General features: G+C 69.0%; 18 protein-coding genes. 14 read left to right on the top strand and 4 right to left on the bottom strand.

Annotated features, from left to right (window positions below):
• Nucleotides 1-72: 72 nt before the first annotated feature.
• The 11 genes from WME79_RS31755 to WME79_RS31705 all read left to right on the top strand — a co-directional run bounded on the left by WME79_RS31755 (nucleotide 73) and on the right by WME79_RS31705 (nucleotide 15868).
• The gene (locus WME79_RS31755) at nucleotides 73-528 is read left to right on the top strand and encodes a hypothetical protein (protein WP_437522424.1); all 456 of its coding nucleotides are present in this window, start codon (nucleotides 73-75) and stop codon (nucleotides 526-528) included.
• Between the two features lie 3 nt (nucleotides 529-531).
• Nucleotides 532-4419, top strand: coding sequence for an RHS repeat-associated core domain-containing protein (locus WME79_RS31750; protein WP_437522422.1), 3888 nt, complete (start codon nucleotides 532-534; stop codon nucleotides 4417-4419).
• Nucleotides 4420-4508: 89 nt separating this feature from the next.
• Entirely contained in the window at nucleotides 4509-4901 is a 393-nt protein-coding gene (locus WME79_RS31745; RefSeq protein WP_437522420.1) for a hypothetical protein, read from the top strand.
• 56 nt (nucleotides 4902-4957) lie between these two features.
• A complete protein-coding gene (locus tag WME79_RS31740) occupies nucleotides 4958-5413 on the top strand; it encodes a hypothetical protein (protein WP_437522419.1) in 456 nt (151 codons plus the stop codon).
• Between the two features lie 177 nt (nucleotides 5414-5590).
• A complete protein-coding gene (locus WME79_RS31735; protein WP_437522417.1) occupies nucleotides 5591-6157 on the top strand; it encodes a hypothetical protein in 567 nt (188 codons plus the stop codon).
• 118 nt (nucleotides 6158-6275) lie between these two features.
• Complete coding sequence (locus WME79_RS31730) at nucleotides 6276-8480, top strand: type VI secretion system Vgr family protein (protein ID WP_437522415.1); 2205 nt, start codon at nucleotides 6276-6278, stop codon at nucleotides 8478-8480.
• Nucleotides 8481-8492: 12 nt separating this feature from the next.
• Nucleotides 8493-10733 carry a type VI secretion system Vgr family protein gene (locus WME79_RS31725; RefSeq protein WP_437522413.1) on the top strand — a complete coding sequence of 747 codons (2241 nt, stop codon included), beginning with the start codon at nucleotides 8493-8495 and terminating at the stop codon, nucleotides 10731-10733.
• Nucleotides 10734-10736: 3 nt separating this feature from the next.
• Nucleotides 10737-13424, top strand: coding sequence for a type VI secretion system Vgr family protein (locus WME79_RS31720; RefSeq protein ID WP_437522411.1), 2688 nt, complete (start codon nucleotides 10737-10739; stop codon nucleotides 13422-13424).
• Between the two features lie 22 nt (nucleotides 13425-13446).
• The gene (locus tag WME79_RS31715) at nucleotides 13447-14460 is read left to right on the top strand and encodes a DUF2169 family type VI secretion system accessory protein (protein ID WP_437522409.1); all 1014 of its coding nucleotides are present in this window, start codon (nucleotides 13447-13449) and stop codon (nucleotides 14458-14460) included.
• Complete coding sequence (locus WME79_RS31710) at nucleotides 14457-15491, top strand: beta-ketoacyl synthase N-terminal-like domain-containing protein (RefSeq protein ID WP_437522407.1); 1035 nt, start codon at nucleotides 14457-14459, stop codon at nucleotides 15489-15491. Before WME79_RS31715 ends, WME79_RS31710 begins: the two co-directional genes overlap by 4 nt.
• A gap of 2 nt (nucleotides 15492-15493) precedes the next feature.
• Entirely contained in the window at nucleotides 15494-15868 is a 375-nt protein-coding gene (locus WME79_RS31705; protein ID WP_437522405.1) for a PAAR-like domain-containing protein, read from the top strand.
• Nucleotides 15869-16010: 142 nt separating this feature from the next.
• Here WME79_RS31705 and WME79_RS31700 read toward each other — a convergent pair whose 3' ends face one another.
• Entirely contained in the window at nucleotides 16011-16202 is a 192-nt protein-coding gene (locus WME79_RS31700; protein ID WP_437522403.1) for a hypothetical protein, read from the bottom strand.
• 297 nt (nucleotides 16203-16499) lie between these two features.
• On the opposite strand from WME79_RS31700, the gene WME79_RS31695 reads away from it, so the two are divergent.
• The 3 genes from WME79_RS31695 (at nucleotide 16500) to WME79_RS31685 (ending at nucleotide 20370) form a co-directional block, all read left to right on the top strand.
• Nucleotides 16500-17978 carry a hypothetical protein gene (locus WME79_RS31695; protein ID WP_437522401.1) on the top strand — a complete coding sequence of 493 codons (1479 nt, stop codon included), beginning with the start codon at nucleotides 16500-16502 and terminating at the stop codon, nucleotides 17976-17978.
• Nucleotides 17979-18278: 300 nt separating this feature from the next.
• Nucleotides 18279-19082, top strand: coding sequence for a class I SAM-dependent methyltransferase (locus WME79_RS31690; protein ID WP_437522399.1), 804 nt, complete (start codon nucleotides 18279-18281; stop codon nucleotides 19080-19082).
• 40 nt (nucleotides 19083-19122) lie between these two features.
• Entirely contained in the window at nucleotides 19123-20370 is a 1248-nt protein-coding gene (locus tag WME79_RS31685; RefSeq protein WP_437522397.1) for a hypothetical protein, read from the top strand.
• 120 nt (nucleotides 20371-20490) lie between these two features.
• Here the strand turns inward: WME79_RS31685 and WME79_RS31680 are convergent, their stop codons facing one another.
• Genes WME79_RS31680 through WME79_RS31670 form a run of 3 tightly spaced genes read right to left on the bottom strand, consistent with a single transcriptional unit; the run spans nucleotide 20491 to nucleotide 22960 of the window.
• Nucleotides 20491-21033, bottom strand: coding sequence for a DUF6691 family protein (locus tag WME79_RS31680; protein WP_437522395.1), 543 nt, complete (start codon nucleotides 21031-21033; stop codon nucleotides 20491-20493).
• On the bottom strand, nucleotides 21030-21554 hold the full coding sequence (locus WME79_RS31675; RefSeq protein WP_437522394.1) for a YeeE/YedE thiosulfate transporter family protein: 525 nt from the start codon (nucleotides 21552-21554) through the stop codon (nucleotides 21030-21032). The genes WME79_RS31680 and WME79_RS31675 overlap by 4 nt, the downstream gene beginning before the upstream one ends.
• Nucleotides 21551-22960 carry an MBL fold metallo-hydrolase gene (locus WME79_RS31670; protein ID WP_437522393.1) on the bottom strand — a complete coding sequence of 470 codons (1410 nt, stop codon included), beginning with the start codon at nucleotides 22958-22960 and terminating at the stop codon, nucleotides 21551-21553. The genes WME79_RS31675 and WME79_RS31670 overlap by 4 nt, the downstream gene beginning before the upstream one ends.
• Nucleotides 22961-23010 lie beyond the last annotated feature (50 nt).

Raw genomic sequence — 23010 nt, 5'->3', positions numbered from 1 at the left:
CTTGCGCCGGAATCCGTCGCTTTTCGTTCTGGAACAGCACATCCGCATCGCCTACGCTCGACCCGCTCAATCATGGTGCTCGATCTGGAGACGTACGTGACGGTCATGACACAGCTCGCAGCATCCGGCGGCGCGCAGGCGGAGGTGCTCGCTCGACATGGGCTCGACGAGGCGCGATGGAACGCCGCCGACGCGCACTGGCAGGCGCTCCTCTCGGGCGCTCTGGCGAACGAGAACGAAGGCATCCCGGCGCTGCTCGCAACGTGTACTGCGGCCTACCAGGCGGTATCACGCGCGGCGGCACCGCCGATCTCGCTGGAGCAGTTCGCTCAAGTGACATCGCTGCTGCACGAGACCGGGGACGTGCAGGCGGCGCTCGCCAGGGCGGGCGTGACCCTGGCCGACTATGTCCGCGGGAGCGAGCACTGGAGCCCGCGGATGGCCGAGGATCCCGGCGCCGAGAGGCGGTTTCACGCGGCGCTCCGCGGCGAGCGAGGAGGGAGCCCGAGCCGTCAAGGAGAGGGCTGACCGATGTCGACAGCACCTGCGCCGGACGCAGCAGCCCCGCCGGGCATGTGCCCGGGAATCGCCGTGATGGGCGGAGGAGGGGGCGCGGGCGGAAGTGACGGCGGCGGCAGCGGCGGTGGTGACGGCGGCGGCGACGGCCGTGGCGGCGAAGGCGCGGGCGCGAGCGGTGATCAGAAGTGCGCACCGAGCGGTACATCCGATACCGAGAGCGCCAGTGACCCGGTCGACGTCGTCACCGGGCGAGTCTTCACGCCCCCGGTCACCGATCTGCGCCTCCCCGGGCCCATCCCGCTCGAGTTCACGCGCTCTTACAGCTCGCGCGCGGCCGCGCGCGACTTCGGGCTGGGGTGGGGCTGGGGACACAGCTGGGGGTGGACGATCGAGGTGCGACGCCGCTCCATCGTGGTGTGGACCGACGAAGGTATCTCCGTCGATTTCGAGCAGCCTCTCGCCGTCGGAGAGGAGACGATCGGGCCCTGGGGCTACCTGCTGCGCCGCGATGCCAGAGGCTTCGTGCTCGACATCGGAGACGGGCTCGATCGCGTCTTTGCGGGCGCTGGCCCCGATGAGCGCCTGCTCCGGTTGAGCTCGATCGAGGATGGAAACGGAAACCGGATCGAGCTCACATATCATGACGGCGCGCTGGTTCGCGTCGTCGACAGCGTGGGGAGGGTGCTGCGCGTCACGCCGGACGCTGGCGGCAGGATCGCTGCGATCGACGTGCTGACCTCGCCCACGCACGATCGTTCCTTGCGGATCGCGAGCTACACCCGCGGCGATGACGGTGACCTCGTCCGCGTGACGGACGCCGAGGGCCACGCGTCCCGCTACACATACGATGGTGGTCATCTCCTCGTGTCATCCACCGATCGCGTCGGGCTCACGTCTCACTACGCCTACGATTCGCAACGCCGTTGTGTGGAGGTCTGGCTCGACTACGCCGGCAAGGCGGATCCCTGCCTCGCCAAGGGGTTGCCCCCGCGGCTCCGTGACGGGACCACGGTGGCGAAGGGCATCTATCATTGCAAGCTCGTGTACGGCTCCGGCGGCTACAGCGAGGTGACCGACTCCACCACCGTCCGCCGGTTCTTCGGCAACCCGATGGGGACGCTCGACAGGAGCGTCGACGGGCGCGGGGTCGTCACGCGGACGTATGATGAGCACGGACATCTCCTGTCGCGGACCGACGGCCTGGGGGCGACGACCACGTTCGAGCGCGACGAGCGCGGCCGTATCCTCGCGATCACCGACCCACTGGGCCGCGTCACGCGAATCGAGCGGGACGCTCGTGGCAATCCGGTGCGCATCACGGACCGGCGGGGAGACACGGTCGAGCTCGATCGGGACGGGCGCGGCAACGTGGTCGTTCACCGCGACGGCGTTGGCGCGGCGACGCTCTACCGGCGCGACGGCCGAGGTCAGGTCGTGGAGGTTGCGTCTCCGGGAGGAGGATCATGGCGCATCGAGCGGGACGCGCATGGCAATCAGGTCGGCGCTGTCGCCCCTGACGGCGCGCGCTGGTCGTGGCGCTATGATGTTCTCGGGCGAATGGTCGCAAGGACCGACCCGATGGGTCGGACCGTCCGCCACGAGTACTCGCCGCTCGGGAACTTGCTCGCGACGCAAGCTCCTGAGGGCGTCACGCGGTACGCGTACGACGCGGAGGGCTATCTCGTGCGCGTCGAGGATCCGGCCGGCAACGTGCGCGAGCTCGCGTGGGGCGGCTATCGGCAGCTCTGCGTGGCGAAGGACCAGAACGGCAATAGCGTGCGGCTCGCGTACGATCGGGACGGCGAGCTCCTCGAGGTGCACAACGAGGTGGGCGAGGTGCACCGGCTTGACTACGACGCGTGGCACCGCCTCGTGAAGGAGACGACGTTCGACGGGCGGACGTTCAGGTACCGCTTCGACGAGGCGGGCAGGCTGCAGTCGATCGAGAACGGGGAGCGCGGGCGAATGCAGCTCTCCTACGACGCCGCCGGCAACCTGGTCACCATCACCCGGCCGGGCAGCGGGACAGAGACGTACGAGCACGACGCGAACGGGGCGGTGATCGCGGCTTCGAGCGGCGCGGGGCGCTTCACGTTCGAGCGCGACGCGCGCGGGAGGATCACGCGCGAGGAGCAGACGGTCGGGGGCGTATCGTATGCGATCGAGACGACATGGGGCGCGATCGGGGGCGCGGTCGCGCGTCAGACATCGTGGGGCCACGAGGAGGCCATCGTCCGGGATGCCCGCGGCCTGCGGAGGCGTACGAGCGCAGCGGCAGGGCTCCTGATCGACCACGCGAACGATCCTTTGGGCCGCGAGGTGCGGCGCGTGTTCTCGCCCGACGGCGGCGCTGTCGCGACCGCGTACACGCCTGCCGGTCAGATCGCGGCACGGTGGATCACGTCCCCTGCTCGTGCGCCGAGGATCGGGCGAGGAGAGCCGGACTGGGTCGGGCCGCTGCCCGACGCGGTGTGGGGCCGGGCATACCGGTACGACGCGCGGCAGGAGCTCCTCGAGGTCTGGGATCGCGACAGCGGGGTGACGCGGTACGATCACGACGCGCGCGGCCAGGTCATCGCGGCGTGGGGAGCGGTGGAGCGGGAGGAGCGCTTCCGCTACGATCCTTCTGGCAACATTACCGAGGCGAGCGGCAGCGGCGCCTGGTCCTACGGGCCGGGTGGCCGGCTGGTTCGCCGCGGAGATATCGACTACGTATGGGACGCCCTGGGGCGCCTGAGCGAGCGGCGCCTCCGTGCGCCATCGGGCGGGGAGCTCGTGACGCGCTTCCAGTGGAGCGATCGGGATCTTCTCGAATGCGTCCTGACGCCCGAAGGCCTTCGCGTGGAGTTCACGTACGATCCGCTGGCGAGGCGGATCGGCAAACGTGTATCGCGGAGAGGCCAGGGCGAGCGGTGGATCGACGTAGCGACGACGCGGTACGTCTGGGATCGGCACCGGCTCGTCCACGAGGTGACGCGCGCGGGCGATTCCGAGCGTGCCCGTACTTACGTGTACGAGGATGACGAGTTCGTCCCGATGGCGCACTATCAGCGCGACGGCGATGGCCGCTGGTGCTGCTACCTGACCGACCCGGCGGGCGCGCCTGCCGCGCTCGTGAACCTGGACGGGACGATCGCGGGGAGCATCGAGCGGAGCGTCTGGGGTCGCGTGAGGCCGCGCGGCAGCGCGGAGGCGGAGACACCGATCCGCTTTCAGGGGCAGTACGAAGACCCGGAGACGGGGCTCTTCTACAACCGGTTCCGGTATTACGATCCGGACACGGGGCGCTACATCAGCCCCGACCCGACAGGGCTCCTCGGCGGGTTGAATGCGTATCGGTATGCGCGCAACCCCTTCCGATGGGGGGATCCCTTCGGACTGGTTATCATCTATGCTGGTGTGCGAAAGTTTGATTTTCTTGATAACCCCGAAGAGTTCATTATGCGCGGGCACGGAAATGAGAGTGGACTCAGAAGGCCGTTTGATAACAGCGCCCGTCAGGATCGCATAAATTACATGGTTTCTGATGAGCAGGAGCTCGCTGGTTACATCCGGAACCACCCGGACTACAAGCCTGGAATGACGATCCGGTTGGCGAGTTGCAAGACGGCCAAAGGGGAGAACAGCATTGCTGACCGCCTCGCCGCAGAGATGGCGAAAGATGGGAGCAAGGTGTATGCTCCGACGGAGAACTTGCACGTCGGGAAGGACTATAACACGATATACACTCAGAACGAACGTAATGACTTGCGCTATGAGCCTGGCTTCTGGCGTGAGGGGGGGACGTCGAACGTGGCTCCGGGTCCGGAGGGCTATCGCCCCTCGACCCCGGAGCTGGACGATCAATTTTTCGAAGGTAAGGGCCGCGGTAGCAAGAAGAAGCGAAAATCTCCGAAATAGAGCAGGAGCATTGTGACATGTCGCACTACCGTGATGGAGGGCACCGCTGGGAGGGTTGCGCGCACCCCAAGCTGGTGACGATCGGCTGGATGAACAAGCCTCATCCAATCCCTCAAGGGACTGTGGACCCAGAGGATGTCGCAAGGCTGGAACGGATCATCATGGATGGCTGGACGCCGGTGGAAATCGAGGGTACGCACGCGTGCAGCTTCTGCTTCGACGACCCGGACACTGAGCCCCCCTGGCGCATCGTTGCTGGGCAAGAGACATATCTGGGTTGGAGAAACATCTGCGTCCCCGGAAAGTCGCGCATTTACATATTCCCGGACCTGATTCTCCATTACATCGATACGCATGGCTACAAGCCGCCGGACAACTTCCTCCGCGCCATGCGCAAGGTCGATCCCAAGGATCCGGCCTACAGCAAGAGGTGCGACCAGCTCTGGGCGCTGGTCGACCGGAGGCACACGGCTTCAGAGTAGCCATCCGCACCGATGCTGTTGCGCTCATCGCCAACATAGAACAGGAGTGTTGCGCCATGTCGTACTTCCGTGATGGAGGGCACTGGTGGGGAAGTTGCGAGCACCCCAAGCTGGTCACGATCGGCTGGATGGGCAAGCCTCGTCCAATCCCTCAGGGGACCGTGGATCCGGAGGACGTCGCGAAGCTGGAGCAGTTCATCATACACGGCTGGACGCCTGAGGAAATCGAGAGCACGGAGGCATGCAGCTTCTGCTTCGACGATCCGGACACTGAGCCCCCCGAGCGGATCGTTGCTGGGCGATATACAAGGCTGGGTTGGAAAAACATTTGCGTCCCCGGAAAGAGTTGCATTTACATATTCCCGGACCAGGTTCTCCATTACATCGATACACACGGTTACAAGCCGCCGGATAAGTTCCTCCGCGCCATGCGTAACGTCGACCCCAAGGACCCGGCCTACGAGAAGCGGTGCGACGAGCTCTGGAGGCTGGTCGCCCCTAATTATTATTAGCGTGTCGAGTAGCCTTATAGAACCGATGCATTCGCGCTCATCACGACCACGGACCGGCGCCGCGTGGAGGCTCGGCTCGACTCGCGCGTCGTTCGCCGCAAGGACGACCTGGAGAAGCATGCTCGCAGCTCGAGCTCGCCGCGGTGGAGTGCTACCATCGCGGAGGAACCCGGAGGCATGATGAGGGCTCACGACAAGGACCTCGACGGGCTTGGCAACGTGACCGTCGAGCCGGGGGAGGAGGCCACGCCGGCCTCGCGCCTCTCCATCGACGATCTCCTCCCGCAATCCACCTCCCCGGAGCCGGCGCCGCGCGGCGCGGACGGCGCGCCAGCTCGCGCACCGGCGGCGGGGACACGCACCGCGCGCGTCCTCGACGTGGCTGGCCGCAGCGCGACGATCGTGCTCCGCGGCGCGACCGCGCCGCTCGAGGCGGAACTCGCGCCCGAGGTGGATCCCGAGGTGATCGCCGACGCTCAGGCCAACGGCGACCTGGTGCTGGTGGAGTGCTGCGAGGGGGAAGCGCCTCTCGTCGTCGCGGCGCTCACGACGCGCAAGCCTCGCGAGATCCGGCTGCAGGCGACCACGGTGAGCATCGAGGCGGACGAGGAAGTGCTCCTGCGCTCAGGGCACGGCGCGGTCCGCATCCGTCAGGACGGGGACATCGAGGTGATCGGCAGCCGCATCAGCGCCGCCTCTCGTGGGCTATTCCGCCTCGTCGGGCGCATCTTGAGGCTGAATTGAGCCCGCGCCATCGCGCCCTGCGCCTCCCGGGAGCCCAGCTGGCCGCGCGTGAGGTGCGTTGCCAGGGGCGGCGCGTCAGGGTACACATGAGGGTTCCGGGAGCTGGAGGGCGCGTTTGATGGAGGGGACGCTCGGCCACATCATTCTCAAGGGCGGCGGTCTGGCCAGCGACGTCCGGGTCCTTTCCTACGAAGCGCACGAGGCGATCTCGCTGCCGTACGCCGTCCGCGTCGAGATCTCGACCAGCGACCCGTCGTTTCGCGTCGATGCGTGCCTCCAGCGCCGGATGCTGCTCGAGGTCGATGATGGCCACGGGGGCGTCCGGCATTACGACGGCCTGCCGGACCGGGTCGGCTTCCTCCAGGTCCAGGCTGGCGAGTACCGTTTTCACCTCCGGCTCCGGCCGGCTCTCGCCGCACTCGAGCACCGCGAGGGTTCGCGCATCTTCCAGGACAGGAGCCCGATCGATGTCGTCAAGACCGTCCTCGCCGACGCCGGCGTCGACAGCGGCGTCGAATGGCGACTCCGGCAGAGCTACGCGCCTCGCGAGTTCCTGTGCCAGTACCGCGAGACAGAGCTGGACTTCATTCATCGGCTCCTCGAAGAGGAGGGCGTATTCTACTTCTTCCTCCACGGCCCAGACGGGCACAGGCTCGTCCTGGGTGACGACCCGGCGGCCTTCGCGCCGCAGGACGGGGTTCCAGAGGTGCTGCTCTCCGTCCGGCAGGGCGCGCGCGCGCACGCTCGGCCGGTGCTCGAGCTGCGCCGCAGAAAGACCCTGAGGACCACGGGCCTCGCGCTGCGCGACTACGATTTCGAGAAGCCTGACGTCTTCCCCGCTGCCTCGGCAGCGGCGCCCGGCAACCGAGCCATTCACCACTTCGAGTACCCCGGCGGGTTCACCACGGGCGCCGAAGGCGCACGGAAGGCGGCGCGGCGGCTGAGCTCCCTCCGGGGCGACGTGGACGTCTGCCGCGGCAAGACACACGCAGCGGGGCTCCTGTGCGGTACACCGATGACGATCGAGGGGGCGGCAGAGCCGTTCCTGGAGGGAGAGTTCGTCCTCACCGAGCTCCGATCGCGAGGCCGGCTGGGTGCAGAGGCGTGCGAGAACGAGTTCGCCGCCATCCCGAAGGACGCGCCGTTCGCCCCGGGTCGCCGCACGAAGAAGCCGCGAATCGGCGGCGTCCAGACAGCGATCGTCACCGGGCCGTCGAACGAGCCCCAGGCCGTCCACGTCGACCCGTACGGCCGCGTCAAGGTGCGCTTCCTGTGGGATCGTTCTGGCAAGCAGGACGATACGTCGAGCGCCTGGCTGCGCGTATCGCAGCTTGGCCTCGGCGGCTCGATGGTCCTGCCTCGCGTCGGCTGGGAGGTCTCGGTCGGCTTTCTCGATGGCGACCCGGATCGCCCCCTCGTGCTCGGGCGCACGTTCAACGTGGAGGACACGCCGCCCTACGCCCTGCCCGGCGCGGCCGCCAGGAGCGCGCTGAAGAGCATGTCCACGCCGGGCGGCGCCGGGCACAACGAGATCACGATGAGCGACACGGCGGCGAGCCAGGGGCTCTCCATCTCCGCCAAGAAGGACCTCGCCATCGCCACCGGCCACGACAAGGACGAGACCGTGGGCGGCGACGAGGAGCACAGCGTCGGCAGCAACTACGCGGTTTCCGTCGGCGCGAACGAGTCGATCGCGGTCGGCGCGAACCAGTCGATCGACGTCGGCAACGCGCTCCAGAACAAGGTGGCCGGCGCGCAGGCGATCTCCGTGAGCGGCGACGATCAGGTCCACGCGAGCGCCGATCTCGTCGAGAAGGTCGGCGGGGCGCGCGACTACGCTGTGGGCGGGGACCATATCACCATCTCGTGCGGCGTCCGCCAGCAGATCACCGGCGCCTTCACGCGCGAGGTCGGCTCGGTCCAGACCAGCGTTTCGCTCGCCTCCATCGACGACAACATGCTCTCGACCTACGATGAGACGGCAGGGGCGCTCATCGCGCAGCTCGTCGCCGGCACGAGCGTCGAGAGCGTCGCGACGAGCAAGGATCAGACGTCGTCCGCGGGAGAGATACACAGCGTGGGCGCGCTCTCCACGCAGGCCGGCGCGGTGAAGCAGCTGATTGGAGGGCTCCACCTGCGCGACGCGGGCGGCGATTACGTCGTCGAGGCACCGCAGATCGTCCTCGCGGGCGGCGTGGGGAGGTTCCAGGGCGGCGGGAGCGCGATCAAGCTCGACGGGGGCCCGATGACGCTCCAGGGCGCGAAGATAGCCATCAACGCGGCGCTCATCGTCCGGCAGGCGGCGAGCCTCAAGATCGGGTGAGGGACGGACAGCGTGGCAGACACCACCGAGATCGAGCACGAGCTCACGATAGACGGCGTCCGGTTCCCGCTCCTCTGGCTCGAAGCGCACGAGGCGCTCGATGACGTTGGCTCGCTCCGCTGCGAGATCACCGACCGCGCTGGAGGACCGGACCCGGCCACCTTGCTGGGGAAGCCGCTCCTGCTCGCGCTGTCGCGCCGCGACGGCCGGGAGGAGCGCAAGCTGGCCGGCTATGTCGTCGAGGCAGAGCGCGCCACGGCGGGGGGCACAGAGGAGACCGGGACGCGGCTCGTCGCGCGTCCCAGGCTCTTCCGGCTCACCCAGCGCGCCGACTGCCGGATCTTCCAGCACATGTCAGCTCCCGACATCGTGAAGGAGGTCCTCACGGGCGCGGGCATCCCCGCGTCGGCGCAGCGCTGGCAGCTCACGCAGAGCTACCCGGAGCGACAGACAACGGCGCAGTACCGTGAGACGGATCTCGACTTTGTAAGGCGGCTGCTCGCGGAAGACGGGATCTCCTTCCTCGTTGATTCGAGCACCGGGGCCGACACGGTCACCTTCGTCGACACCGAACCCGAGGACATCGATGGGGGGAATCAGCTGGTGTTCCGCCCGGCAGACGGGCTCGATACGACGCTCGATGCGATAACCACCATCTCCTGCGACAGGACGATCGCGCCGGGGCGCGTGCACCTCCGAGACCATGATTTCGAGAGACCCAGGGTCAAGCTGGACGCCACGGCCCAAGGGGACGACGACCAGGAGAGAGCGCTGGAAGTGTACGTGCACCCTGGCCGGTTCACCGAGCCGGCTGTGGGCGACCATCGCGCCAGGGTGCTCCTGGAGTCGCTCCGCGCCCGGCGCGTCCTCGCGAGCGGCACGACGAACACCCTTCGGGTGCGCCCCGGGCGCAGGTTCTCGCTGACGGACCATCCCTACGAGCCACTCAATCAGGAGTACCTGCTCGTGGAGGTCGAACTCGCCCTGGAGGCGCTCCCGAAGACCCACGCGCACGGAGGCGCGAGTCAGCGCGGGGGGCGTATCGCGTTCCGCGCAATCCCGACGTCGAAGAGCACCTACCGTCCCCCGCGAGCCCCGCGGGCAGCGAGGGTCGCTGGCCCGCAGTCGGCCGTCACGACGGGACCGGCGGGCAGGGAGATCCACCCCGATCAGCACGGTCGTGTGAAGGTCTTGCTGCCGTGGGATCGGCGTGGCAAGGCCGATGACTCATCGAGCGCGTGGATCCGGACGAGCCAGCTCCCGCTTGGTGGCGGCATGCTGACGCCGCGCGTGGGCTGGGAGGTGTGCCTCGATTTCATCGACGGCGACCCTGATCAGCCGCTCGTGGGAGGGCGGTTGTACAATGCCGCGTCTCCGCCCCCGTATCCGCTGCCGGCTCACAAGACCCGGATGGCCCTGCAGACCGCCACCACCCCGGGCGGCGGGTCGGTGAACGAGATCCGCATGGACGATCGGGCGGGCGCCGAGGAGCTGTTCATGAACGCGTCCCGGGACGGCTCGATCCGTGCGGGGAACAACGTGATGGAAAGCATCGGGAACAGCGAGTCGCGTTCCATCGGGGCCAATCATTCGCTGGCGGTGATCGACAGCATGTCCGCCGCTGTCGGAGCGAACCAGGATCTCGCGATCGGCGGTGATCAGCAGGTGCGCGCCTCGACGTTCATGGTCGATGACGTCGGCAGCCATTCGCTCACCGTCGGTGGCAGCCGCGATCTCAAGGCGGGCGGGGATCACAAGCGCACCGTCACGGGGAGCTCGACGCTGGCCATCGGCGGGGCGCAGATCGATCTCGCGGCTGGCTCGGTCGACGAGGCGACCATGGCCACGATGGAGGACACGGTCGGCGCGGCGCTGATCGAGATGACCGCCTCGGACCGGACCGTGACGGTGAAGGGGAGCCGGACCGAGGCGGCGGGAGCGGCCAAGGTGATCCTCGCCGGCGGCGGCCGCGCCGTCGAGGTCGGGACCACGTTGAGTCAGAAGGCCGCCGGCGCGATCCTGAACGTCGTCGCCGGGGACCGTCAGGACGTCAGCGAGGCAGATTTCCTCGAGGTCGCGGGGGGCGCGCAGATCGTCAAGGCGGCGAACGTCGTGTTCGAGGCCCAGACCTCGCTCAGCGTCGTCATGGGGGCGTCCACGATCACCCTGACCCCAGCGTCGGTGTCGCTCGCCGGTGTCGCGATCACGTTCGACGGCGACTGCGACGAGCTGGGCGTCATCAAGGAGAACTGAGCCATGGCACCGAGGACGCTGCTCACGCTCTTCCGGGCCCAGGCGATCGAGTCGCGGGACGTCATCGGGTTCCGGGTCGACCGCCGGCTCGGCCTCGTCGCCACGGCGGAGGTCGAGCTTCGCTCCGCGATCTACGTCGATCCGGACGAGCTGCTCGGCAGCCCCGCTTACCTCGCCTTTGGCCGGGGAGGCCCAGAGCACGAGATGCACGGGGTGGTGACGGATGTCGAGATCGCCGCGACGCCGACGAACGACGGCGTTCGGGGCACCTCGTACCGGATCCACCTCACCTCGTGGATGGGGCTGCTCGAGCGTGAGGTGGACTGCCGCATCTTCCAGGACCAGGACGTGAAGGAGATCGTCTCTGCGGTGCTGCGAGGTGCAGGTATCGACGAACAGCGCCAGTCATGGCGCCTCGTGAGCAGCTATCCGAAGCGCACGTACTGCGTGCAGTACAACGAGAGCTCGCTTTCGTTCGTCTCGCGGCTCCTCGAGGAGGAGGGCATCTACTTTCACGCTGAAGCCGGCGACGCTGGCGAGATCGTCGTCTTCGAGGACGACAGCACCGCGAGCGACCCGATCGACGGCAACACGGAGGTCCCCTACCGCTTCGGCGCTGGGCTCGACGGCGTCGAGGACGCGATCTGCGTCCTCGTGCGGCGATGCCGTACGGCGACGGGGAAGGTGGTCCTGCGTGACTACGACTTCGAGGCGCCGGACATCGACCAGACGGTGACCGCGGTGGCGGATACGGACGCGGATCTCGAGGTGTACGATGTTCCGGGGCGGTACACCGAGCGACGCGAGGGGGAGCGGCTCGCCCGGGTTCGGCTGGAAGCGCTGCAGGCCGAGCGCGCATGTCTCACGCTGGATTCCGGCTGCGCGCGGCTCACCACGGGCCGGTGGTTCACGCTCGTCGACGCCCCGGATGATCTCGACGGTGACCATTTCATCACCGCTGCTGTGCACGAGCTGCGCGACGGGATGTACCTTGTCCGTGCCACGACCGTTCCGAGGACCGTCCGTTATCGTAGCCCGCAGCGGACGCCGGCGCCGATCATCGAGGGGCCGCAGACGGCCGTGGTCGTCGCGCCGAAAGGCGCGCCTGTCGAGGACATCCATACGGACGCTCACGGCCGGTGCAAGGTCAAGTTTCACTGGGATCGCCACGGCGAGAGCGATGATACGGCGTCGTGCTGGATCCGCGTGGCGCAGCCGCAGGCGAGCGGGGCGATCCTCCTCCCACGGGTGGGATGGGAGGTCATCGTCGAGTTTCTGGAGGGAAACCCCGACAGACCCGTCGTGACGGGGCGCGTCTTCAACGGCCGATTCAGGCCGCCCTATACGCTGCCCGACGGGAAGTCGCGCAGCGCGCTGCGGACGAGCTCGTCGCCGGGCGGCTCGGGCGCGAACGAGATCCGCCTGGAGGACAAGGCTGGGCACGAGGAGATCAGCATCAGGTCCCAGCGGAACACGACGCTCGCGACGGCGAACAACAAGACCCGCTCCACCGGCGTCAACGAGTCGAAGAGCGTCAAGGTCGACGCGCGGCTCACCGTGGGTGCAGATCAGAAGATCCAGGTGACCAACGGCTACCTGGCGACAGTCGACGGCGCGCAGACCACGAGCATGGGCGGCAATCGGTCGGTCCAGGTGAACGCCGTCTACGGGCTCACCGCCAAGGGGGCGAGCGCGACGACGGTGGGCGGCACGCAGAAGGAGATGACCGGCAATCCGGCGAGCGCGCTCGTGTCTCTCGCTGCGAGCGCGCCGACAGAGGCGGCGAAGGCGGAGGCGCGCCGCGTGCTGGAGGCGCTCGACCGGGCGGCGGTGGCGAAGGTCAACCAGATGATGGTGCCGGTCCACGCGCTGGAGAGCCAGCTCGGGGAGCTGGGCGCTGCCATGGACGCCATGAACGTCGGAGACATGGGCGCCACGACGAAGGCGCTCGACGCGGTGGCGAGCCTGCCCTCGCCGGCCGTGTTCGGCGCTTCCCTCGGGACAGCCGCCGGCGGGCCAGCGGCCTCGGGCGATGGATCCGGCTGGTTCGACGCGCTGTTCGGAGGGGCGATGAACGCCGGCTCGGCGCGTCCCGGCAATGCGACGGGCCTGGGCGCGGACGGCGGCGCTGGCCCCTCGGGCACCCCCGGGGCGACGAGAGAGGGCGCATCGGCGAGCAGCTCGGCATCGGACAGCGCCACCGGACCGGGGCACGCTGTGAACGTGTGCGCCTCGACGCACGACGAGACCGTCGGGGGCATGAAGGCCACGATCGCGGCAGCCGGCATTCACACGACCGTCGGGGGCGCGCGATCGCAGCGGATCGGCGCTGCGCGGATCGAGCTCGTCGCCGGGACGCGGGCCGAGACGTGCCTGGCCGACAAGACGGAGCAGGCGGCCGGCCTCGTCGTCGTGAGCGGCGCGGCGGAGGCGGAGACGGTCGGCGGTAGTCGGACGACGATGGTGGGCGGCGCCGTGGTCGACAAGATCGGCGGCTCGCACGCCGTGATCGCGGGTGGCAAGGGCATGTTCATCGGGGCTTTTCACAAGGTGGACGCCGCGGGGGCCATCGTGTTCAAGTGCGGATCGAGCGAGGTGGTCATCGACGGCGGAGGGGTGACAATCAAGGCCGGGCTCGTCACGATCACGGCGCCGAACGTCAGGTTGAAGCGCAACGTATCGTTGCTGTGAGGCAGCCATGGATCCGCCGCGCGTGGACAACAGGACCGATTTCGTCGCCGCGCCGTTCCTGCTCGTTGGCAAGGAGGGCGAGCGCCTCGTCGTCGTGGTGAAAGCGACGTTCGTCTCGGTCGAGGGGCAGGGCGAGCTCGAGATCTCGGACAGAGCGGAGCAGCGACGGATCCGCAGCGCCGACGTGCCGTGGGGTGATCCGGAGAAGAGCAGCATCAAGTATCCTGCGGATCTCTGCATCGCCAAGCCGGGCACGGACGTGATCGTGGTGGCGGCGGCGCACGCGCCCGGCGGGCGGGCCGTTCCCTTCTTCGACGCAGGCGTGCGGCTCGGCAGCCTGGAGAAGGTCGTCCGGATCTTCGGATTGCGTGTCTGGGAGGCAAACGGCGCCGGGCTTTCGAAGCCGCGCCCCACGACCGGTATCGAGGTGCGGTACGACCACGCGTGGGGCGGGCTCGATCGGAGCGATCCGTCGCACCCTGTGGAGGAGCCCAGGAATCCGGTGGGGATGGGGATCGCGCGCGACCCGGAGGCGCTCACGCACAAGCCCGCGCCCTCCATCGAGGATCCGGCGGATCTCATCCGCTCGGTGAACACGCGCCCGGCGCCAGCCGGGCTCGGCGCGATCGGTCGTCACTGGGAGCCACGGCGGCGTTATCTGGGGACCTATGATGCTGCCTGGCAAAGGCAGCGCGCGCCGCTCTTGCCCCTGGACCACGACGATCGCGCCAATTCGTGCGCCTCACCGGGGCTCGTCGCGACGCCGGCGGTGCGGGGGGGAGAAGAGGTGGTCCTGCTCAACCTGACGCCGGATCAGGGAACGATGGTATTTCGACTGCCCAGGACCGCCGTGGCGGTCGCCATGAAGGCCAGGGGGCGCGCGCCTGAGATCCTCTTACCTGAACTCGATACGGTCCTGATCGACGCGCTCGCTCCTCCAGGCGTGGTTGTCGAGCTCGTGTGGCGTGCGTCGTTCCAGGCGCCGCGGCGCATGAAGGACGTCGAGATCGTCGTGACCGAGACGGAGGCCGGGTGAGCGCAGTCGGGGTCGTCGAGGTCGGGGCACGCACGCCGATCGGGCTGAACGCCCGCCAGACGGGGTTCTTGCTGCGCGCGGGCTTCCCGGCCGTCGCCGAGGCGCCGCTCGCGAGCTCGGCGGGCGAGGCGATCACGATGGGATTCGTGCCGGCGATCGATCCACGGATCGTCGGGCCGGAGCGGCTCGTCCTGCTCGCGGCGCCCGCGTTCGAGGAGGCCGTCTCGCCGATCCGCGACGGCAAGATCATGGTCCAGCTCGCGCTGGATGAAGGGTATCCGGATGCGCCTACGGCGACGAAGCTCCTCGCGGCGGCGGTGAAGCGTTCGACGTCGGCGACGGTGGAGATCGTTGCAGGCGGCGAAGCGGCGCTGGGGCCGCTCCTGCTCGAGGCGCTGAACGCGCTCTCCTCGATGCAGGTCGACGCGGTGATCCTGGGCGGCGTCCACAGCGATTACGACCCGCGTGCGATTGCAGCGCTCGAGGAGAGCGGGCGGCTCTTTTCTCCCGACAACCTGGACGCGCGCATTCCGGGGGAGGGGGCGGCGTTCTTCGCGCTGATGCGCGACGCGGACGCGGGCCGGCGGGGGCTCCGCACCGTCGCGCGCGTGGTTGGCGTGGGGACCGGGCACGAGCGCGCTGGGCCCCACGACGACGCGCCCGCCTACGAGGCGTTCGGGCTGACCAGCGCGACGCGGCAGGCGGCCGAGCCGCTGGCGCGGACTGGGCAGACGGCGGGCTGGATGCTGACCGATCTCACGGGCGAGATGCGGCGGCTCCGCGAGTGGCAGGCGGCGTTCGTCAGGCTACAGGACGTGCTCGGCCGCCCGTATGTCATCGAGTCTCCGGCGCAGCGGATCGGCTATCTGGGGGCCGCGGCGATGCCGCTGTTCGTCGCGATCGCGGCGACAGCGTGGGAGCACGGGTATGCGCCGTCGCCTGTGGCGATCGCGGCTGCCGGGAACGACGGCGGGGCGCGGGCCGCGGTGGCGCTCGCGAGCGCAGCGCGAACATCGGATGGAGAGGGGTGAGCATGAGCATCACAGCTTGCATGATGGATTGCATCACGGCCAACTCAGGGCACCAGATGGTCCCGCTGGCGGTCAGCGTGTGCACGACGCCGGCCGCACCGAGCCCGATTCCGGTGCCCTATCCGGTGTTCGCGAGCTCGGCCGAAGGTATCAAGAACGCGCCGGTGCGAACGAAGATGGGCGGCGCGAAGATCCTGACGGTGGGATCGAGCTTCAAGGCATGTCACGGCAACGAGCCAGGGACGATGAAGGAGGTGGTCAGCCTCAACACGGGCGGTCCGTCGTTCATCGTGATGGGTGCGCCGATCGTGTTCGTGGAGCTCGGGATGGTGGGGACCACCGGCAGCCCAGGGTTCTTGAACAAGGGAGGACTTTGAACCATGTCGATCCGCCGCAGACGCGCCGTTCTCGCAGGGAACGTGCGCAGGGAACGTATCAGGTAAGGCGGCGCGCATGTCCGACGACCTCGCCGCCTGCGACGCCGACGCGCCCTGGGTCATGCATTGGGAGCGCGCGCATTCACTGATTCACGCGGTCGCGCGCTTCATCGAAGGACAGCGTGAGCCGAGCGCCCACCTTGCGCCTGCTGCGCGCAAGCTCGAGAGCGGCCTTGGCGCGCTGTACGATGCATTCGATGGCCGTGCTGATCGTGGCACGGCCGTGGGGCGCGCCCACGGACATGTATGGGCGGCGGCTGTTCTCCTGGCGCAAGCGGGTCTGCCTCGGATGCTCGCTTCGCTCCGGGACGCATGCTCAGAGCTCGTCGCGGCCGAGGAGCGGCTCTCCACTGCGTCGCTCGCCGGACCGAGCGCTCCCTTGCTTCGCGCGGGCGTCGCTCTTCCGCCGCTGCACTCTGTCGAGCGGGCTTCGCTTGTACCCTCGTTTCGCGCGCCGAAGGTGCCTGAGCCCGCGCCTGAAGAGCCCGAGCCCGCGCCGGCGGAGCCGAGGACCTTCGATGAGCTCGCGGCCATGGCCGAGGCGATGCGTCGCCTGGCGACGGAGCGGAGGATGGCTCTCGTTCGTCCTGCCAGGCCAGCACCGAGGCCGGTCAAGCCGGTCTCGGCTGAAGAAGCGGCTCCTCCCGGGTTCGCGTTCGCGCCGGCGGCCGCGGTCTCGGAGGGGGACTTCGTTCGTCGCTGGTCGCGGGTGTGCTTCGAGGAGATCGGGATGCTCGGCGTCCAGCGGGCGCCGCTCCCTGGGGACGACTGGCGTTCATGCCGAGCTCTGGAGCAACGCATGGTTGTTGCCATCGATGCGCTGGCCGCGCTCGGTCCGACGGCGATCGCGCACATCGAGCCGTTGGCGATGGATGCGCCGGCCGCCGATCCGATGCGCGTCTTTGCCGCCGCGATGATCGGAGGGTGCATCGAGGGGCGCGATGCGCTCGCCTGTGCCGAACGGGTGCTCTTCCGGTTCGGCACAGGCGATCCGGTCGTCGCCGATGCGTTCGTGTCGGCCATGAAGCTCGCGCGGAGCCCGTGCCTGCCGAGCAGCCTGCGGGCGTTGGCCGCGTCACCCGAGCGCGGGTGCCGGGCGATCGCTGTGGAATTGCTGGCGTACCGCGGCTGGCTCACCCCCACGGAGCTCGATGCGCTGAGCGATGAGGAGGACACCCGCATCTTCGCGTACGGGTTATCTGCGCTCGCCGCGGTGAGACATCCGCGCTTCGACCGGGCCCTGGAGCGGGCGCTTGCACACGAGAACCTCGACGTCCAGGCGACAGGGCTCGACGCCATGCTGATCGCGGCGCACGGGCGGGCGGCCGAGGCCGCGCGCAGGGCGGCCCAGGGAGCGCTCGGGGACCGGGCGCTGGTGCGGCTGGCGCTGGTCGCCGGCGAGGAGGACGCCCGGTGGCTGCTCGAGCGAATGCAGCGCTCCCCAACGCCTTCGGCAGTCGAGGCGGTCGGGTGGGCGGGGCTCGTGGAGGCGATCCCGAGCCTGCTGGATCTGCTGGGGTGCGCAGCGAAGGAGGTCGCGCTTGCCGCCGGCGCCGCGCTCGATCGACTGCTCGGCGCGGGCCTTGTCGAGGAGATGGAGGTCGACCCGGCGGCGCTGCAGGACGTGGACGTGATCGATCCGGATCCGGAGCCGTCTCGTGGACGTCGGCCGCTCGGAGAGCTGGTGGGTGATCCGCGCGATCGCGCGCCGGTCGGGTCGAAGGAGACGCTGGGTGTGCCGTCGACGGATCCTACGCGCTGGCGGGCGTACTGGGCGGAGCACCGGGCGAGCTTTGACCCGAAACATCGGTTGCGGCGCGGGCAGAAATACGCGCCATCGGTGTCGCTTCAGGAGCTGTCGAGGCTTGCGCTTCCGATCGAGGATCGGAGGCGGTTGTCGAGGGAGCTGGCGGTGCAGACGGGGAGATGGTCACACTTCGATCCCCATGATTTCGTGTCGGAGCAGGAGCGGTGCTTGGGGGCGTGGCAGGCGATCCTTCAGGCCGCGAACGAAGCTCCGGGGACCTGGGGGCAGCAGCATAGAAGATAGATACGAGGTCAGCCCGACGCGCAGCGAAACGGCCTCTTCGCGTCGAGACGACGTCCGACCGATGCGCCATCGGGTGCCCCGCCGGCGCATCGCTCCCACCGCCGTCCCTGCCCGCCGCCTCTCGCCGTGCGGCCACGCTGCTCGTGGCGCAGCACCACGGCAGCATCGCTGCTGGCCCGCGAGCAGCGGCGATCGCGATCTGCCGCGCGCCGTAACCTCGCTGGCGGCGCGGCGCTCCGGCGCGCGGGCCCTGCCAGCGCGGCGCCGGGCCTCGGCACGGGCCCTGCTCGGGCGGCCAGCATGACCACCATCAGCCTTTCTCTCGACACCCCCGAGCTCGCCCAGGCCTACGAGCACGGCAGCGACCGGCAGTTCAACCACGGCAAGCTCCTCATCGAGACGCTGGGCGTGCGGCGCGGCCAGCGTGTGCTCGACGTGGGCGCGGGCACCGGCCGGCTCGCCGCTCACGTGGCAGAGATCGTCGGCCCCGAGGGCAGCGTGACCGCCATCGATCCCCTGCCGCTCCGCGTCGACATCGCCCGGCAGAAGGCCCGCACGAACCTCGCGACCGCGGTCGGCCGCGCCGAGGACCTCTCCGCCTTCGCCACGAAGAGCTTTGACGTCGTGTACCTGAACAGCGTCCTTCACTGGCTGAACGAAGCTCAGAAGGAGCGCGCCATCGCCGAGGCGGCGCGCGTGTTGAAGCCGGGCGGCAAGCTCGGATTCAGCACGGGATCGCGGGAGAAGCCGCACCAGCTCGAGCCGATCCAGCGCAAGGTGCTGGCCGAGCTCGGGCGAGACGCGCAGGACAATCGCCCGCACAAGCTGACCGTCGACGAGGTCCGGGCGTTGCTCGAGCGCGCCGGCTTCATCGCTGACACGGTAGAGATCCTCACCTTCGTCGACCACGCCGCGGACGTCGACGAGATCTTGAGGCACAGCGGGTCGAGCTCGTTCGGCAACCACCTCTCGCACCTGACCCCCGAGGAGAAGCGCGAGGTGCGCGAGCGGCTCGCGAAGGAGATCGAGGCGTTCCGCACGCTGCAGGGCATCCGGCTCGAGCGCAACCTCATCTTCGCGATCGCCCACACGGCAGGCAACTAGCCTGCCCGCCGGCGCCGCTTCAGTCCAGCGTGCCTCCCGCGTGAGGACTCTGTTAGAGTCGAGCGACCATGCGAGGGGAAGAGTGGAAAGACACATGTCGCGGCGCGCGCTGAGCGGTGCGGCGGCGTTGCTGCTCATCGGTGCTGCGGCCTGTGGCTCCGCTCCCGACGGCCCGGGCGGAGCGACAGGCGGCGCTTCCACGGGAGCGTCGAGCGCCGGCGCGGGCGGCGGAGGAGGCCCGACGGTCGGCAGCGGCGGCTCCGGGGGCGCCGAGCCATCCGGGGGTGGGCAAGGGGGGGCTTCCGAGGGTCGTGACTGCGGGACGGCGGGAGAGGTGATCGTGGTGGGCGCGAACGTCCATCAAGAGACGACCGGACCCGCGCCCGAGCTGGAGCGCTTGCGCGGCTGTACGCGCTTCCTTGGCACGCTTCATCTGCTGGGCCTGGACGGACCCGAGGCGATCGACGCGCTCACGGATCTCAAGGAAATAGCGGGGTCCTTGCTGCTCCATTCGCCTCCTGAGGAGCTCGGGCCTCTGTCCAACCTGACGCGGATCGAAGGTCGGTTGCTGGTCGTGTCGGCGCCGGAGGCCTTGCGCGGCCTGGAGTCGATCCAGTACGTCTCCGGGCTGTGGCTCTACCAGAGCGGCTTTGCTGACTTCTCGTGGCTTCCTGCTCTCACGGAGATCGGCGCCTCCATGATCGCTCGGCGCAACGCGAATCTGACCGCTGAAGCGTTGGAGTCCTTCGCGACGTCGCACGTGCGCAGCGGCGCGCTGGTGTCCCTCACGAACGCCGTTCCCAAGGAGCCGCCGGACCCCGATGCCGAGGCTGTCGTGTGTGGCCAGCCGGACGATCTGGTGCTCGGGCCCTACACGAGCGTGGCCGGATGCACCCGCTTCCGGGGCTCGATCCACCTGAGCGATACGATGCCGGGCGCGTTGGAGCCGCTCTCCTCCCTTGTCCACATCGACGGCTCGCTGACCCTCTTCCGCAACCACACGGACGACTTCACCGCGCTGCGCAACCTGCGCCGCGTCGGCGCGAATTTTCAGATGCATCTGCTGGAAGGCCCGGGCCTCGACGGGTTCGACGCCCTCGCGGAGGTGGGAGAGATCAATCTCGTGAGCGCGGGCGAGCTCACGGGCTTCGACTGGCTCCCAGCGCTCACAAGCGTTCGTGAATCCGCGTTCGCGGTGAGGGGCCCCCCGCTGTCCACGGAGGCCCTGGAATCGTTTCTTTCGCGCCTGGACATCGGGGGCGAGACCGCGGTGATGACCAACGAGTGACGCGCCCTCTTTGCGTAAAATCCGAGCGCCTCCTCTGGAGACGGAGCACTCGACGGAGGCAGGGTGTTCGAACGGGAGCGCGATGCTCGCCGAAGTGAACAATGCCCTACACCCACCGTCTCATCGCGCCGCCCGCACGCGGCTGACGAGCGTCGCTGCGGCGACGAGCCCGGCGAGGCCAGCCACCCAGGGCCAAGGGGACGTCTTCGTCGCCGAAGGGAGGGTGACCTTGCCCAGGTCCGTCGCCTCGACCGCCTCCTTGATGTGTGGGTACACGCGGATGAAGGCGAGCGCTCCCGCGACCATCCCGAGCAGCCCGAACATCGCGTCGCGCCGGCCTTCTCCGACGGCGGCGAGGGTCGTGCCGGGGCAATAGCCGAGGATCGCCACCCCAGCGCCGAAGGCCACACCACCCAGGATCACCGAACGAACCTGGAACGGCTTCACGTCGAGCTCGGTCGCGCCGGCTTCGCGCAAGGCGTGCGTCCCGATCGAGCCGGCTGCCGCCGCCGTCGACATGATCCGCGCAACGGCGCCGTCGCGCAGCAGGAGCTGGTTCAGGATGAGATCGGCATCCGAGGCCCCTCCTCGCTGGAGGAAGGCGCCGAACGCGGTCCCGGTCGCGAGGCCGAGCGCCAATTTTCCGAGCGGATCCTGCTTCATCGCGCACCTCCTCGAAACAGGAGCTTGGCCGTCAAGACGGAGCTCACGCCCATCGCGACGTCGAACGCGAGGCTCGCCGCGGCGAGCTGCATCGTGCCGCTGATGCCGTGCCCGCTGGTACATCCCTTTCCAAGCCGCGCGCCGAACATCATCAGGGCGCCACCGCAAAACGCGGCAGCGTAGCGCTGCCCGCGGCTCTCCCCGAACCGCGCCCGCCATGCCTCCGGCAGCGTGGAGCCTCGCGTGCCCGAGGCGCGCGAGGCGAGGAACGCGCCGAGAATGATGCCCGGGGCGAGCAGCACCTCCCAGTCGATCTTCGGCGTCGTCTCACGCTTGGCCACGAACTCGTTCACCCGGGTGGCCTCGGGCGCGAGCTGGCGCGCCAGCGCGCTCGCCGCCGTCTCGAACGCGGACGTCACGCCAAGAGGCCGCTTTGCGGTCCCCATCGCGAACGTCTCCAGCGCTCCGATCGCGAGTCCGGCGATCTCCGGTGCCCAGCGCGTGCCTCCCTGCGAGCTCATCGTCGCTCTCCTTCGATATCCATGGTGGTCATCGAGCGCTCGGGGCACTGCTTCTTCGGCAAACCGAGCTTCCCCCATGCCGTCATCCCGCCGAGGACGTTGGCGACCTCGGTGAAGCCGCGGCGATGGAGGATGCTCGTCGCGAGGCCGGCCCGGTGCCCGACGCTGCAGACCAGCGCGATGCGGCCATGACGCGGCAGCGCGGGCTGGATCTTCTCGAAGTGCTCGTCGAGATATCCCACGTACATGTGCCGCGCGCCTTCGATGTGCCCCTCCGTCTCGAACTCCTGATCATCGCGGACGTCGAGCACGGCGACGGCGTCGCCCGCGTCGTGGAGCTCCCGCGGGGTCATCGTGCCCGTCTTCTCGATGGACATGCCGGCGTCCCGCCACGCGTCGAACCCTCCGGCGAGCACGCCGGAGACGCGATCGACGCCGACGCGCGCGAGGTGCAGGACCGCCGCCTCCACGTCGACGGCGCGCGGGACGACCAGGTACACCCGGGTCGTCTCGTCCGCGATCCACCCGCCGAACACCGGGAGCCCAGCGAGCCAGAGGTTCAGCGAGCCGGGCAGGTGGCCCGACGCGAACGCCTCGGGGTCGCGCGCGTCGAGCACCAGCCCCTGCTTGGATTCCGACGCGAACTTGTTTGGCGGCAGGGAGGGTACTTCGCCGGGCTTCGCGGCGAGCGGCTTGCCCCCTTCGAGGTTCAGCCTCTCCATCAAGCTGAAATAGGGAGGGCGCGGGATGCGCTCCGCGACCTTGGCGCGGGTGAAGTCGTCAACAGACTTCACGAAGACGGGATTGTAGGCGCGCTCGAGGCCGAGCGTGGAATCATCGCGCTCCGCGATGTTGCCCCCGCAGACCGAGCCGGAGCCGTGGGCGGGCCAGAGGAGGGCCTGATCGCCCAGCGGGAGGAGCTTCTCGTGCACCGACGCGTAGAGGAGGCGCGCGTTGTCGCTGGTCTTCTCGCGATCGGGCAGGTCGGTCCGGCCCGTCTCTCCGATGAACAGCGTATCGCCGGTGAAGACGCCCCAGGCGCGCCCGGGCGTGTCCGGGAGGAACACGGCGTAACAGGTGCTCTCCGGCGTGTGCCCCGGCGTATGAAGCGCGCGGATGCGCAGCCCGATCAGGTCGAGCTCCTCGCCATCCCGCAACCGGATGTCGCTCTGTCCGAAGAGCGCATGATCTCCGCTCACGATCTTCGCGCCCGTCGCCTTTGCGAGGGCACCGGACCCGATGACGAAATCCTCGTGGCGGTGCGTCTCGAGGATGAACTTGATCACGAGGTCCTTCTCTCTGGCCGCCGCGAGGACCTCGTCGATGTCCCTCCGCGGGTCCACCACGATGGCCTCGCCCTTGTTGCCGAGCAGGTAGGCGACGTGGGCGAGACCTGGAGTCTTCATCCGGTGTAGATGCATGCACGGGAGCGGATGCAAGCGTGGCGCCAGACTGA

Source organism: Sorangium sp. So ce726 (assembly GCF_051521405.1).
In the GTDB taxonomy this organism is placed as follows: domain Bacteria; phylum Myxococcota_A; class Polyangia; order Polyangiales; family Polyangiaceae; genus Sorangium.
Note: the sequence above shows the minus strand (reverse complement) of the source record. Positions and strands in the feature narration are given on the sequence as shown.